This window comes from Geodermatophilus aquaeductus, assembly GCF_900182545.1.
Taxonomy (GTDB): Bacteria; Actinomycetota; Actinomycetes; order Mycobacteriales; family Geodermatophilaceae; genus Geodermatophilus; species Geodermatophilus aquaeductus.
On record NZ_FXTJ01000005.1, the window covers coordinates 283,682 to 297,569 of the forward strand.

The following is a 13,888-nucleotide window of genomic DNA, read 5'->3' on the forward strand; positions in this document are numbered from 1 at the left end:
GGTCAGCAGGCGGTCGGCTGGATAGCCTGACCGCATGCGTGCGCTCGTGGTGGCCAACCCCGCGGCGACGACGACGACGGGGCGGGTGCGCGACGTCCTGGTCGGGGCACTGGCCAGTGAGCTGAAGGTGGACCTCGCCGAGACCACCCACCGCGGGCACGCCCGCGAGCTCGGCCGGCAGGCGCTGGCCGACGGGTTCGACGTCGTCGTGGCGCTCGGGGGCGACGGCACCGTCAACGAGGTCGTCAACGGCCTGCTGACCGACGGCCCCGGCGCGCAGGTGCCCACGCTGGCCGTCGTCCCCGGCGGCTCGACCAACGTCTTCTCCCGGGCCCTGGGCCGCTCGCGCGACCCCGTGGAGGCCACCGGGGAGATCCTCGACGCGCTCCGCTCCGGCCGCACCCGCCGGGTCTCGCTCGGCACCGCGAGCGCCACGGGCACCAGCACCGCGGCGCTGCGCGGGACCGACCCCGGCACCGCGGCGGCCGTCGCCGAGGCCGACGCCGCGGCCGACGACGGGTGGACCGACCCGCGCTGGTTCGCCTTCGCCGCGGGCCTGGGCTTCGACGCGGACGTGATCGCCCGCGTCGAGGCGCAGCGGGCGCGCGGGCGCCGCTCGACCGGCGCGCTCTACGTCCGCGAGGCCACCCGGGCGTTCGTCCTGGGCCGCGAGCGCCGGCGCCCGGCGATGACGCTGTCGGTCCCCGGCGCCGACGACCTCGACGGGCTGTTCCTCTGCCTGGTCTCCAACGTCAGCCCGTGGACCTACCTGGGCACCCGGCCGGTCAACCCCAGCCCCGAGGCCTCCTTCGACGCCGGCCTCGACGTCTTCGCGCTGGGCCGGATGGGCGTGCTGCGGATGCTGCACCACACGCGACAGGTGCTGGCCCGCCGTCCCGACGCCCGCGGCCGGGGCGTGCACCGCCTGCACGACCTGGACGCGCTGGAACTGCGGGCCACGCGCCCGCAGGGCTGGCAGCTCGACGGCGACCACCTCGGGACGGCGACCGGGCTGCGCGTGCGCTCGGTGCCGGCAGCGCTGCGCGTCGTCGCCTGATCGGCCGGCGCCGCTCGCGGCCGGCCTCGCCCTGCGCGCGATCGGCCCTGCTCACGACCGGCCTCAACCCGCGGCGCCCGACCCCGCCCCGCAGCGTGGGGACGGGCACCGCACGGTGAGGTCGGTGCCCGCCACGCCGGGTCCACAGGACACGCCCGAGAGGCTGTGTCAAGCACCACCGCACACCCGAGTGGCGGCCCTAGCACGCCCGTGGTGAGCTTGCTCACGCGGGGTCGACCCAGGGCCTCCGCGCGCTTGACACGCAGTCCTCAGGTGAAAACATCGCGAGAGGAACGCAACCTGCCGGTAACAAAGCGGTAGGCGGTCGCTGAACGAGGCGCTGGGCAACCGGTGTCGCGCCTGCGCGAGCGGCCCGATGTCAGCGAATTCCGCAAGCAATGTAGTCGACACCGAGGAGTGCACCGACATGGACTGGCGCCACCGCGCCCTCTGCCGGGACGAGGACCCTGAGCTGTTCTTCCCCATCGGGACGACCGGCCCGGCCACGGTACAGATCGAGCAGGCCAAGGCGGTCTGCCGCCGTTGCTCGGTCGTCGAGTCCTGCCTGGACTGGGCCCTGCGCTCCGGCCAGGACTCCGGCGTCTGGGGCGGGCTCTCCGAGGACGAGCGGCGCGCGCTCAAGCGCCGTCAGTCCCGCACCCGCGTCCGCGCCTGACGGACCGCCGGCACCCGCCGGCAGAACACCGGCGTGAGGCCGGTCCCCGCCCGGGGACCGGCCTCACGCCGTTTCACCGTCGTCCTACCGGACGACACCGCGGCCAGGTGCCGTCCCCCGGCCGCGCCGAGCCCACCCGGCCACTCCTCGCGGAGGCCTCCGGCCCCCACTCATCGCAGCCACCGCCTACCGGCGGGGCCTGGCGGCGCCGGGGATGTCGAGGACGACCTCGGTGCCCGGTCGGCCCGGCCCCGGCGGGTCCTCCGGGGTCCGCATGAGCAGCGACCCGCCGAGCTCGCTGGTCACCAGCGTCCGCACGATCTGCAGCCCGAGGCCGTCGCTGAGCGCCGGGTCGAAGCCGTCGGGCAGCCCCTGGCCGTCGTCGCGGACGCGCACCACCAGGTCGTCGCCGTCCCGCTCGGCGACCAGCTCGATCGACCCCGGCGGCCCGTCGGCCGGGAACGCGTGCTCGGCGGCGTTGTGCAGCAGCTCGGTGACCGCCATGACCAGCGGCGTCGCGGTGGCGGCCGGGAGCTCGCCGAAGCCGCCCACGCGGCGGGTCCGCGCGGCCGGGCCGATCGAGGTGAGGTCGCCGAGCATCGGCAGCACCTGGTCGAGCACGTCGTCGACGTCGACGACGTCCTCCCGGCTGCCGGCGAGCGTCTCGTGGACGACGGCGATCGAGGCCACCCGCCGCACCGACTCCTCCAGCGCCGCCCGCGCGGCCGGCTCGGTCATCCGCCGGGCCTGCAGCCGCAGCAGCGCCGCCACCGTCTGCAGGTTGTTCTTCACGCGGTGGTGGATCTCGCGGATGGTCGCGTCCTTGGTGAGCAGCGCCCGGTCCCGGCGCCGGACGTCGGTGACGTCGCGGACCAGCACCAGCGCCCCCTCCTCCGCGCCGGGCGCCTGCAGCGGCAGCGCGCGCACCAGCAGCGTCGCCGAGGGGGCCTCGACGTCCATCGGGTCGGGGAACCGTCCGGCCACCGCCGCGGCGATCCCGGCGGCCACCGCCTCCCCCGCCACGCCGTCGACCGCCGCGCCACGGGTCACGCGGGCCAGGTCGGCCCCGACGAGGTCGCCGTTCACCCCGAGCCGCCGGTAGGCCGACAGGGCGTTGGGGCTGGCGTAGACGGCCCGGCCGGCGGCGTCCAGGCGCACCAGCCCGTCGCCCACCCGCGGGCTCATCTCGGCGTCGAGCAGCTTCTCCGGCGGGAAGGTGCCGGCCGAGACCATGAGGCAGAGGTCGGCGGCGATGTCGAGGTAGGTCAGCTCCAGCGTCGACGGCGACCGGGTCACCGCGAGGTTGGTGTCCTTCGCCAGGACCGCGACGACGACGCCGTCGTGCCGGACGGGGATGACCTCGCGCCGCCGGGGGCTGGTGCCCGACCAGTCCGGCTCGCCCTCGGTGACCGGCCGGCCCTCGCGGTGCGCCAGCCGGAACGGGTCGGCGTCGGGCCCCTGGACCTCGCTGCCGACCAGGTCCTCGGGCTGACTGGTCGGCGCGGTGAGCGGGCGGACCTGCGCCACGCACCACCACGCGCCGGTGCGCAGGGGGACCCACAGGGTGAGGTCGGCGAACGCCAGGTCGGCCAGCAGCTGCCAGTCGGCCACCAGCCGGCGGGCGTGGTCGACCTGGGACGGGGCGGTCGCCGCACCGCGGTGCAGACGCTCGGAGAGGGTGCTCATCGCCCCCGAGCGTATGGCCGGCGCCGTCCTAGGCTGGTCACCCGTGGCCGCACCGTCCCCCGCTCCCCTGCCCGTGACCGTCGACGACGCCGTCCCCGCCGACTTCCCGGCCATCGCCGAGCTGACCGTCGGGGTCTACCGCGACGAGGAGCTGGCCTCCGACGCGTACCTGCCGCAACTGGCCGACGTCGAGGGGCGGGCGGGGCGCTCGCAGCTGATCGTCGCGCGGGAGGGCGGCCGGGTGGTGGGGTCGGTGGCGCTCGTGCTCGACGGCGACTTCGGCGAGATCACCGAGTCCCCGGACGAGGCAGCGTTCCGGATGCTCGTCGTCGACCCCGCGGTGCGCGGGCAGGGCGTCGGGGAGCTGCTGGTCACCGAGTGCCTGGAGCGGGCGCGCGCGGCGGGCAAACGCCGGATGGTGCTCTCCACCGACCCGGTGATGACCAGCGCGCACCGGCTCTACGGTCGGCTGGGGTTCACCCGGCTGCCCGAGCGCGACTGGGCGCCGCGGCCGGGCATCGACCTGCTGGTGTACGCGCGGGATCTCTGAGCCGCGCGGTCACCCCCGGGTCCGCGCCCGGGTGCCGCCCGACCGCGCCGGACGGCGGGGCGCGGGAGCAGCCGGGGCCGCGGCCGGCTCCGGCTCCGGCCGCGGCGTCGCGACGCCAGCCGCCGCGGCGAGCCGGTCCAGCTCGTCGAGGATGTCGGCGAGCAGCACGTCGACGTCGGGCAGCAGCTCCGCGCACGAGACCAGACCCCAGTCGAGGCGGTCGAGGTAGCTCTGCACCGTGATGTTGAGGCCCTGCCCCTCCACGATCGTCGAGACCGGGAAGTAGTGCTCCAGCCGCGCGCCCGCGGCGTACAGCGGCGCGCGCGGGCCGGGCACGTTGGAGATGACGAGGTTGCCCGGGCTCAGCCGCGAGCCCAGCCGCAGCCGGGCGCTCAGCCGCATCGCCCGGGCGAAGACGGCCGGCGGCGGGAACTCGGCGAAGTCGGTGAGCCGGTCGGCGGGCAGCGCCGAGAACAGCTCCTTGCTGCTGGCCATCGACTCGTGCACCCGCCGCAGCCGCCGGACGGGGTCGGGCTCGTCGGTGGGCAGGACGGCCGAGAGCATCGACACCCGGTTGGTCCAGCGCTCGGTCTCCTCGCCCGTCCGCACCGAGACGGGGACCAGCGCCACCAGCGGGTCCGAGGGCAGCGCGCCGCGCCGCTCGAGGAAGGTGCGCAGGCCACCGGCGCACGCGGCCATGACGACGTCGTTGACCGTGACGCCGAGCGCCGACTTCACCTGCCTGACCACGTCGAGCGACGTCGACCGGATGGCCAGCTTCCGGTGCGGGGTGATCGGCCCGTTGAACGGCGTACGAGGCGGCCGGACGCTGGGCATGGCGGGCGGCTGGTCGGGCTCCTCGGGGCGCTGCCGGCCGAGGTTGAGCACGGTGCCGAGCGGTCCGCGCAGGCTGCGGCGGACGTCGTTGGCGGCGCGGACCAGCACGGGGTTGCGCGTGGCCCGGCCGATCTCCCGGGCAGACCAGGCGGCGAGCAGCACCCCGCGGCCCGGCTTGCGGGCCAGACCGAGCGCTCCGCGGGCGAGCATCTCCAGGTCGCCGGGTGGCCGCTCGGGCGTCCACCGGTCGGGCTCGGACGGCGCGGTGGAGCCCTCGGGGCTGTCGTCGAGCATCAGCGTCATCAGCTCGACGCCGGAGGCCCCGTCGATCGTGGCGTGGTGGACGATCGTGAGGACGGCGAACCGGTCGTCGGGCAGGCCCTCGATGACGTAGGAGAGCCACAGCGGCTTGCGGCGGTCCAGGGGGCGGGAGACCAGACGCCCGACCAGCTTCGCGAGCTGGTCGTCGGTGCCGGGCGGCGGGACGGCCGTGTGGCGGACGTGGAAGTCGATGTCGAACGCGGGGTCGGCGATCCAGTACGGGTGGTCGAGGCCCAGGGGCACCTCGGCCAGCCGCCGGCGCAGCGGCTCGAGCAGGTGCAGCCGCTGCTGCAGCTGCCCCTTCCATGCGTCGTAGGGCCGGTAGTCCGGTGAGTCGGGACGCGTGTAGATCGACAGGCTCGAGACGTGGCCGAACTGCGCGGAGGTCTCGAGGTGGAGGAACGTCGCGTCCAGTCCTGACAGCTGCTTCATCGCCTGCCCTCCTGAGCCGGTTCTCGTGCGCCCCCGGGTGTGGCAGCAGTGTGGCAGGCGTCACACTGCTGCGCAGGGGGCGGGTCGGCCCACGACCGGTCCGCCCGGGCGACGGCGGAGAGGAGGACGGGGACATGGCGATGACGACGTCGCTGCACCGGGCAGCGGACGAGGGAGCACCCCCGTGGGTCGGCGCGTCACCGGTCGCCGCGGTGCGCGCCGCGCAGCGGCCGTGGCTCGAGGCGGCGGCCCTGCTCCGCTCCCCCGTGTGGCGCGGCCGCGGTGTCCCGGACGGCAGCGGCCTGCCGGTCCTGCTCGTGCCGGGCTTCCTGGCCGGCGACCCGTCGCTGGCGGTGATGGAGCGCTGGCTGCGGGCCCGGGGCTACCGGACCTGCACCTCGCAGATCCGCGTCAACGTCGACTGCACCCGCCGGGCGGTCGAACGCCTGGAGCGCCGCCTGGTCGAGTTCACCGACCGGACCGGACGGCCCGCGGCGGTCGTCGGGCAGAGCCGCGGGGGCCTGTTCGCCAAGCTCGTGGCCATGCGCCGGCCCGACCGCGTCGCCGGGATCGTCACGCTGGGCAGCCCGAACGTCGACCACATGGCCATCAACCCGGTGGTCGCCGCCCAGGTGCGGCTGGTCGCCGCGCTGGGGACCGCGGGCGTGCCCGGCATGTTCCTCGACGACTGCCTGCAGGGAGAGTGCGCCGGGGAGCTCGCCGAGGAGCTGGACCGGCCGTTCCCCGCGCACGTCCCGTACCTGTCGGTGCACTCGCGCAGCGACTGGGTGGTCGACTGGCGTGCCTGCCTCGACCCGGCCGCCGACAACGTCGAGATCGACTCCAGCCACGTCGGCATGAGCGTGCACCCGGAGGTCTACCGGCTGCTCGGCGAGCGGCTGCCCGCCCTGGTCGGGGTGGGCTGAGCCTCAGCCGTCCGCGACGGTGGCGATCAGGTCGCCCTCCTGCAGCACCTCGCCCTCGACGACGTGCAGCTCCTGCACGACGCCGGTGCGCTCGGTGAGGACGGGGATCTCCATCTTCATCGACTCGAGGATCACCAGGGTGTCCCCCGCGGAGACCTCGCTGCCCGGGGCCACCAGCACCTTCCAGACGCTGGAGACCATCTCGGCGTGGATCTCCTCGACCGCCACGCGGCACCTCCCTCGACTCGGAACCCCCATCCAACCAGGTGGGCGCGTCGTCGGACCGCAGCTCAGGCGCCCGGCGCGGGATCCCCGTCGGCCAGCTGCTGCAGCACCGCGCAGACCTCCTCGCCGTCGTGGGGCACGCCGGTCTCGGGGAGCCCGGACAGCGCCGAGGCGGCGGCCCGGGCCGCGGTGGCCGTGTCGGCCGCGCCGGCGCTGACGGTGGCCAGCAGGGCGTCGTACCAGCCGTCGAGCCGGTCGCCGGGGTCGTAGCCGCTGACCGCGACCACCTCGGTCTGCCCGGTCGTGCCGCGCAGCCGGTCCGCCGACGGCAGCGCACCGGACACCCGGCCGGCCCTCCCCGGCGGCAGCGTCGCGCGCAGCTGCACGACGACGGCGGCCCGCGGCGGGTGCTCGTCGGCCGTGCGGCGGCGCGGGGCCCGGCGTCCCGCCGCCGCGGCGAGCGCGAGGTCGACCGCGTCGACCCGGTGGGCCCGCTCCAGCACGGCCATGTCGAGGGAGAACCCGGCCGCGACCTCGCCCAGCTCGCCGTCGTCGGAGACACCGACGGTGACCAGCCCGCGCCAGCCGACCTCGGCCAGGCGCTTGGCGCCGGGCGGCACGTCGCCGGCCGGCTCGGGCGTCCAGGACACCCGGGCGATGCCGGCCGCACGGTCGCGGGCGACCGCCGTGGGGAAGCGCAGGCCGTCCTCGGTGACGACGGCGAGCAGGCCGTGCTCGCTGGCCGGCTCCACGCCGTCGCCGCCGAGCCGCTCGAGCACCTCGGCCGGCGGGCCGACCCAGGTCAGTCCGGCGGCGGCGACCTCACCGGCCAGGGCGGCGTTCCCGGCCAGCGCCGGGGGCACCGGCAGGACGGCGCGGGCGCCGCTGCGGCGGGCGGCCTCCACGATCCGGTCGACGGCGAGGTAGGACTCGGTGGCCGGCGCCGGCCCGAGCAGCACGGCGTCGTCGGCCAGCCGCACGTGCCGCGCGGAGCGCTCGGCCTCGGAGTAGACGGCCACCGACTTCACGTCGAGCCGGGAGCAGGCCGCGATCACCGCGCACGCCGCGGGCCCCCGCCCCGCCACGAGCACGCTCTCGATCCCGTGCTGGGCCACGCTCCCCGGCCTCCCGTCCCCGTGCCGGACCCCGCGGGCCCGGTCTCCCCTGCATGGTGCCCTCCCGGGCCGACACCCACGCCACCGGCCGGGGACCGACTCCCCCGCTGTGGGACCCTGGGTACGACCTCGAGCACCACGGACACGACGACGAGAGGAGGGCAGCGATGTCCAAGCGTGGACGCAAGCGGCGCTCCCGCAAGGGGAGCAAGGCCAACCACGGCAAGCGCCCCAACGCCTGAACGACACGACGGCGCCCCGCCCCCGGAGACCGGGTGCGGGGCGCCGTCGTGTGTCGGGGGTGTGCGCTAGCTCTGGTCGGACCAGTCGGTGGTGACCTGCTCGACGCTGACCTGCTCGACGCTGACGCGGGTGCCGTCCTCGTCGAAGGAGACGGTGGTCAGCTGCATCTTGATCCGGTCCCGCAGGCCCAGCGGCGTGGGGTCACCGCCGCAGCGGCGCCGGACCAGCGCCTTGAACTCCTGCTCGATGCCGAACTGCCGCAGGCACGGGGAGCAGTCCTCGAGGTGCTCGGCGATGACCGCGCGGCGGGCGTCGTCGGTCTCGTGGTCGAGGAACTCGAAGACGTGCGACAGGACGTCGTCGCAGGAGGAGGCGTGCTCGTGGTCGGTGCTCACGACCGGCCCTCCTCCCCGGCTCCGGCGCGGACGAAGCCGCGCTCGCGGGCGTAGTCGGCCAGCAGCTTCTGCAGGCCCCGCCGGCCGCGGTGCAGCCGGGACATCACCGTGCCGATGGGCGTGCCCATGATCTCGGCGATCTCCTTGTAGGCGAAGCCCTCGACGTCGGCCAGGTACACCGCCAGCCGGAAGTCCTCGGGCAGCTGCTGCAGGGCCTCCTTGATGTCGGAGTCCGGCAGGTGGTCCAGCGCCTCGATCTCGGCCGAGCGCAGTCCGCTGGAGCTGTGCTCCTCGGCGGCGTACAGCTGCCAGTCCTGCACCTGGTCGGTGGGGTACTGCTGCGGCTGCCGCTGCTTCTTGCGGTAGCTGTTGATGTAGGTGTTCGTCAGGATCCGGTACAGCCAGGCCTTGAGGTTGGTCCCCTCGGCGAACTGGTGGAACGCGGAGTAGGCCTTGACGAACGTCTCCTGGACCAGGTCCTCGGCGTCGGCGGGGTTGCGGGTCATCCGCAGAGCCGCCGGGTAGAGCTGGTCGAGGTAGGGCAGCGCGTCGCGCTCGAAGCGCGCGTCGCGCTCGGCGCGCGTCTCGGCGACCTCAGTGCGACTGCCGCCCTCGCGGGCCTCGGGCACCTCCACCGGCGCACCGACGACCGGCTCGACAGCGGGGTTCCCGCCTGCGGACTCCTCAGGCACCAGCCGTCCTCTCTGCGGCGCCCGGGAGCGGGCGACCACAACGGACGATCCTAGTCGCGCGGCGTCGGGCCGGCCCGGGGGCCGCCGGCGCGGGGCCCGTGTACGGGCGCTGGAGACGGTGCTGCTCACGGTCCCTGCAACGGGAGAGCCCCGCGCGGTCATTCCCCGTGCCCGGAAGTCGACGGCGTCGACCGGGAGCCGTCGCTACAGTGCCCGGCCGTGGCGGCGACCCCCGCGGTGCGGGCCCTGGAGAAGGCGAGGGTGGCGCACACCCTCCACCCCTACGACCCCGAGCACCCCAGCGACCAGGGGCACGGCGAGGCCGCGGTGGCCGCGCTCGGCGCCGACCCGCGGCAGGTGTTCAAGACACTGGTCGCCCGCGTCGACGGCGCGCTGACCGTGGCCGTCGTCCCGGTGAGCGGCACGCTGGACCTCAAGGCCCTGGCCGCCGCGGCCGGCGGGCGGAAGGCGGCGATGGCCGACCCGGCCGACGCCGAGCGCACGACCGGCTACGTCCTCGGCGGGATCAGCCCGCTGGGTCAGCGCAGGGCGCTGCCGACGGTGGTCGACGAGTCCGCGCTGGGCTTCGCGACGGTGATGGTCAGCGCCGGCCGGCGCGGGCTGCAGGTGGAGCTGCCGCCGGCCGACCTGGTCCGCCTGACCCGCGCCCGCACCGCCCCCATCGGCCGCTGCTGAAGGACCTCCCTGCCCCCCGCCACTCGCAGGCTCGCGCCGGGACCCTGCAGGGAGGCCGCTGGAACCGGAAGGATCTCCCTCAGCTACTCCGGAGCGCCGTAGGGGGTGAGCAGCTGGTCGACCGGCGCGGCGTCGTCGGTGAGGACCTCCGCGTCGCCGGCGAGGGCGGCCACCTCGTCGGCGGAGGCGACCTGCCAGGTCGAGTCCTGCGCGAGCAGCGCGTCGGCGAGGAGCGCCTCGTCCAGCGGCCGCGAGGACGCGACGGCGACCAGGTTGCCGCCGTCCTCCCCGGCCAGCACGGGGGCGCGGGCGAGCAGCAGCACGTGCGGCCACACCTCACGCATCGTGGCCAGCTCCGCGCGGACGAAGGCCAGCGGCGGGTGGTCGATGAGGTTGGCGACGTACACACCGTCGTCGGTGAGCGCGCGGTCGACCAGCCGCAGCGCCTCCACGGTGGTCAGCTGCCAGGGCACCGACAACCCGCCGAAGGCGTCGCCGACGACGAGGTCGCGGGTGCCCGCCGGCTCCGCGCCCAGCCCGACGCGGGCGTCACCGACCCGCACCCGCAGGTCCTCCGACGTCTCCAGGCCCAGCTGCTCGCGGTCGATGGCCACCACGCCGGGGTCGACCTCCAGCACGAGGCTCTCGGTGCCGGGGCGCACCTCCGCGAGGTAGCGCGGCACGGTGGCGCCACCGCCGCCGAGGTGCAGCGCCGACAGCGGCTCACCGGGCGGCGCGAGGACGTCGGTGACCGCGGCGATCGCCCGGACGTACTCGAACTCCAGGTACGTGGGGTCGGCGAGGTCGACGTAGCTGTGCCGCAGGGTGTCGAGGACCAGCACCCGGCCGGTGTCCCGCTCGGGGTCGGCCACGACCCGGGCGCAGTGGTAGGCGGTCTCCTCCTCGCACGGCGTCGGCGCGACGGCGGCCAGCAGCGAGCCCACGACGGCGAGCAGCAGCAGCGCGACGGGCACCCGCCCCGCACCGCCGGACGACCGGCGCAGCAGCAGGAAGACGGCGACCCCGGCGACGGCGGTGACCAGCCCGGTGCCGACGAGGATGCCGCTGCTGGGGAAGACCGCGATGAGCAGGAACCCGGTGACGAAGGTGGCCGCGATGCCGCCGAGGGTGCCGATGCCCGACAGCTTCCCGACGACCGAGCCGGTGTCGGCCAGGCTGGCCAGCTGCAGCTTGACCACCATCGGGGGCACCGCCGACAGCAGCGCCGCGGGCACGACGACCGCGACGGCGGCCAGCAGCAGCACGGCCCCCGCGTCGGCGCCGGTGAGGAACGAGCCGGCGAAGCGCACCAGCGGCAGGACGGCGACCACCAGCGCGCCGCCGGCGACCAGCAGCGGCGCGATCAGCCCGCGCGGGTCCCGGCGGTCGGCGGCCGCACCCCCGGACCACGCGCCGATCGCGATCGCGGCGAGCGCGAACCCGATGACGGCGGTGTTGGTCTGCAGCGTGATGCCGACGTACGGCGCGATCAGCCGCAGCCCCACGATCTCGAGCACCAGCACGGCGCCGGAGGCCAGGAAGGTGACGCCGGCGGCGACCCAGCCGGGCAGCGCGCCACCGCCGGCGGGGACGGGAGGTGCGACGGCGGGGGCGCGCTCGCTCAGGGGACGGCTCCTCAGAAGAGCGCGGGCTGGTCGGCCGGGGCGCTGGTGCCCTCGACGCGGGTGACCAGCTCGGCGCCGTTGTTGCGGACGTTGTTGACCGCGGTGGCGACGGGGCGCAGCTCCAAGCCCTCGACCACCGACGGCGGGGTGGGCTCGGTCAGCGCCTCGACGTCGTCGCGGGCCGGGTCGAGCCAGTCGGCCCACCGCTCGCGCGGCAGGACCAGCGGCATGCGGTCGTGGATCTCGGTGAGCGCCCCGACGGCGGGCGCGGTCACCACGGTGCAGGTGTAGAGGCGGTCCTCGCCCTTCCCCCACACCTCGTAGAGGCCGGCCATGGCGAGCACCGACCCGTCGGCCGGCGTGATGAAGAACGGCTGCTTGCCCGGGGAGTCGAGCTTCTTCTGCCACTCGTACCAGCCGTCGGCCGGCACCAGGCAGCGGCGGGACCGGGCGGCCGACCGGAACGCCGGCTTCTCGGTCAGCGACTCGACGCGGGCGTTGAGCAGCCGGTTGCCCACCGAGACGTCCTTGGCCCAGGAGGGCACCAGCCCCCAGCGGACGGCGCGCAGCTCGCGGTGCCCGGCGCCGGTGGGGCTGCCCTCGGGGTCGCGCTCGCGCTTGGTCCGGACGACGTAGACGTCCTTGGTCGGCGCGACGTTGTAGTCGGCCGGCAGCGGCTGCTGCCCCTCGGCGGGGACCGCCTCGAACTCGACGACGAGGTCCTCGGGACGGCGGCTGGCGGCGTAGCGACCGCACATGGCTGGTCCTCCCGGCTGCAGTCGGGCCGGCCCCGGACGGGCCCGCGGGACCGACTCTAGGCGGGACCGCCGACAGCGCGACTGTGCCTCACGACGCCGGGTACGCCCGGGGTGGAGTCCACGACGAGCAGAGACGAGGATCACTCCCGTGACCGCGACCCAGAACCCCCCGCACGAGCAGCCGAAGACCGCGAGCGAGTCCGCCGAGCGGCGCTACGCGACGGTCAACCCCTTCACCGGGCAGGTCGAGAAGGAGTACGACTTCACGCCCACCGAGGCGATCGACGGGATCGTCGAGCGCGCGCACGCCGCCTACCAGGAGTGGCGGGAGCGCCCGGTCGAGGACCGCGCCGCCGTCGTCCGGCGGGCCGCCGAGCTCATGGACGAGCGCCGCGACGCCCTCGCCGCCCTCGTCACCACGGAGATGGGCAAGCGCAAGGAGGAGGCCACCGGCGAGCTCTACCTCTGCTCGATGATCCTCAAGTACTACGCCGACAACGGCCCCGGCTTCCTGCAGCCGCAGTCGATCCAGCCGCTGATGGGCAAGGGCGAGGCGGTCATCGAGACCAAGCCGGTCGGCGTCCTGCTGGCCATCGAGCCGTGGAACTACCCCTTCTACCAGGTGGTCCGCGTGGCCGGCCCGAACCTGGTGCTGGGCAACACCGTCATCCTCAAGCACGCCGAGATCACCCCGCAGTGCGCCGAGGCGATCGAGCAGCTGTTCACCGACGCCGGCGCACCCGAGGGCGTCTTCACCAACACCTTCCTGCGCATCGAAGACGTCGAGCAGGTCATCGCCGATCCGCGCATCCAGGGCGTGACCCTCACCGGCAGCGAGCGGGCCGGCAGCGCCGTCGGGGCCCTGGCGGGCAAGCACCTGAAGAAGTCGGTGCTCGAGCTCGGCGGCAGCGACCCGTTCATCGTGCTCGACGCCGAGGACCTCGGCGCCACCGTGAAGGCCGCGACCATGGGCCGGATGCAGAACACCGGCCAGGCCTGCACCGCCTCCAAGCGGCTGATCGTCACCGAGGAGCTCTACGAGCCCTTCGTCGAGGGCCTCAAGCAGGCGTTCTCCACCTTCTCCCCCGGCGACCCGGCCGACCCGTCGACGTCGCTGGCGCCGCTGTCGAGCGAGCGGGCCGCGCAGGACCTGCACGCGCAGATCCAGGACGCGATCGACAAGGGCGCCACCGTCGTCGCCGGCGGCACGCGGCCCGAGCACCCGGGCGCGTTCGTCGAGGCCACCATCCTCACCGACGTCACGCCGGAGATGCGGGCCTTCCGCGAGGAGCTGTTCGGCCCCGCGGCCGTCGTCTACAAGGTCAAGGACGCCGACGAGGCGGTCGCGCTGGCCAACGACAGCGACTTCGGCCTCGGCGCCACCGTCATGAGCAGCGACCTCGACCGCGCCCGGTCGGTGGCCGAGCGGCTCGAGGCCGGCATGGTGTGGATCAACCAGCCCACCGGCTCCTCCCCCGAGCTGCCCTTCGGCGGCGTGAAGCGCTCCGGCTACGGGCGCGAGCTCTCCGAGCTGGCCATGTTCGAGTTCGCCAACCGGCGGCTGGTCCGCACGGTGCCGGTGAAGAAGGCCGACCGGCCGGTCGGCGGCTGAGGCGTGGGCGGTGCGGCGTCCCGGACCGGGCAGGATGGCCCC

At 75.3% G+C, this 13,888-nt stretch carries 15 protein-coding genes; 7 read left to right on the top strand and 8 right to left on the bottom strand.

All coding sequences use genetic code 11. The annotated features are described in order from the left end of the window. The first annotated feature begins 34 nt into the window (after nucleotides 1-34). Entirely contained in the window at nucleotides 35-1,057 is a 1,023-nt protein-coding gene (locus tag FN207_RS14800; protein ID WP_142459241.1) for a diacylglycerol/lipid kinase family protein, read from the top strand. 376 nt (nucleotides 1,058-1,433) lie between these two features. After that, nucleotides 1,434-1,733, top strand: a complete 300-nt coding sequence (locus tag FN207_RS14805) for a WhiB family transcriptional regulator (RefSeq protein WP_425459852.1) — start codon at nucleotides 1,434-1,436, stop codon at nucleotides 1,731-1,733. A 186-nt stretch (nucleotides 1,734-1,919) separates the two neighbouring features. Here FN207_RS14805 and FN207_RS14810 read toward each other — a convergent pair whose 3' ends face one another. Further along, complete coding sequence (locus tag FN207_RS14810; protein ID WP_142459242.1) at nucleotides 1,920-3,419, bottom strand: sensor histidine kinase; 1,500 nt, start codon at nucleotides 3,417-3,419, stop codon at nucleotides 1,920-1,922. Nucleotides 3,420-3,462: 43 nt separating this feature from the next. Between FN207_RS14810 and FN207_RS14815 the strand changes: the two genes are divergently transcribed. Continuing rightward, nucleotides 3,463-3,969 (top strand): GNAT family N-acetyltransferase, encoded by a 507-nt coding sequence (locus FN207_RS14815; RefSeq protein WP_246066068.1) that lies wholly within the window; start codon nucleotides 3,463-3,465, stop codon nucleotides 3,967-3,969. Between the two features lie 9 nt (nucleotides 3,970-3,978). Here FN207_RS14815 and FN207_RS14820 read toward each other — a convergent pair whose 3' ends face one another. After that, nucleotides 3,979-5,559, bottom strand: coding sequence for a WS/DGAT/MGAT family O-acyltransferase (locus FN207_RS14820; protein WP_142459243.1), 1,581 nt, complete (start codon nucleotides 5,557-5,559; stop codon nucleotides 3,979-3,981). 134 nt (nucleotides 5,560-5,693) lie between these two features. On the opposite strand from FN207_RS14820, the gene FN207_RS14825 reads away from it, so the two are divergent. Continuing rightward, a complete protein-coding gene (locus tag FN207_RS14825) occupies nucleotides 5,694-6,485 on the top strand; it encodes an esterase/lipase family protein (RefSeq protein ID WP_142459244.1) in 792 nt (263 codons plus the stop codon). Between the two features lie 3 nt (nucleotides 6,486-6,488). On the opposite strand, the gene FN207_RS14830 is transcribed toward FN207_RS14825, so the two are convergent. Next, entirely contained in the window at nucleotides 6,489-6,713 is a 225-nt protein-coding gene (locus FN207_RS14830) for a biotin/lipoyl-binding carrier protein (protein ID WP_221888208.1), read from the bottom strand. 62 nt (nucleotides 6,714-6,775) lie between these two features. After that, on the bottom strand, nucleotides 6,776-7,825 hold the full coding sequence (locus tag FN207_RS14835; protein WP_142459246.1) for a biotin carboxylase N-terminal domain-containing protein: 1,050 nt from the start codon (nucleotides 7,823-7,825) through the stop codon (nucleotides 6,776-6,778). 167 nt (nucleotides 7,826-7,992) lie between these two features. Between FN207_RS14835 and FN207_RS27540 the strand changes: the two genes are divergently transcribed. Beyond that, nucleotides 7,993-8,067, top strand: a complete 75-nt coding sequence (locus tag FN207_RS27540) for a 50S ribosomal protein bL37 (protein WP_099459150.1) — start codon at nucleotides 7,993-7,995, stop codon at nucleotides 8,065-8,067. Nucleotides 8,068-8,133: 66 nt separating this feature from the next. Here FN207_RS27540 and rsrA read toward each other — a convergent pair whose 3' ends face one another. Further along, entirely contained in the window at nucleotides 8,134-8,463 is a 330-nt protein-coding gene (gene rsrA / locus FN207_RS14840; protein ID WP_142459247.1) for a mycothiol system anti-sigma-R factor, read from the bottom strand. Beyond that, complete coding sequence (locus tag FN207_RS14845; RefSeq protein ID WP_110905497.1) at nucleotides 8,460-9,155, bottom strand: sigma-70 family RNA polymerase sigma factor; 696 nt, start codon at nucleotides 9,153-9,155, stop codon at nucleotides 8,460-8,462. The genes rsrA and FN207_RS14845 overlap by 4 nt, the downstream gene beginning before the upstream one ends. Nucleotides 9,156-9,374: 219 nt before the next feature. Between FN207_RS14845 and ybaK the strand changes: the two genes are divergently transcribed. Next, nucleotides 9,375-9,851 carry a Cys-tRNA(Pro) deacylase gene (gene ybaK / locus FN207_RS14850; RefSeq protein WP_142459248.1) on the top strand — a complete coding sequence of 159 codons (477 nt, stop codon included), beginning with the start codon at nucleotides 9,375-9,377 and terminating at the stop codon, nucleotides 9,849-9,851. A gap of 83 nt (nucleotides 9,852-9,934) precedes the next feature. On the opposite strand, the gene FN207_RS14855 is transcribed toward ybaK, so the two are convergent. Continuing rightward, nucleotides 9,935-11,374 (bottom strand): fused MFS/spermidine synthase, encoded by a 1,440-nt coding sequence (locus tag FN207_RS14855; protein ID WP_142459249.1) that lies wholly within the window; start codon nucleotides 11,372-11,374, stop codon nucleotides 9,935-9,937. A 113-nt stretch (nucleotides 11,375-11,487) separates the two neighbouring features. Beyond that, nucleotides 11,488-12,234: an SOS response-associated peptidase gene (locus FN207_RS14860; RefSeq protein ID WP_142459250.1), complete on the bottom strand. Its 747-nt coding sequence runs from the start codon at nucleotides 12,232-12,234 to the stop codon at nucleotides 11,488-11,490. A 148-nt stretch (nucleotides 12,235-12,382) separates the two neighbouring features. Between FN207_RS14860 and FN207_RS14865 the strand changes: the two genes are divergently transcribed. Continuing rightward, nucleotides 12,383-13,846, top strand: a complete 1,464-nt coding sequence (locus FN207_RS14865; RefSeq protein ID WP_142459251.1) for an NAD-dependent succinate-semialdehyde dehydrogenase — start codon at nucleotides 12,383-12,385, stop codon at nucleotides 13,844-13,846. Nucleotides 13,847-13,888: the final 42 nt, after the last annotated feature.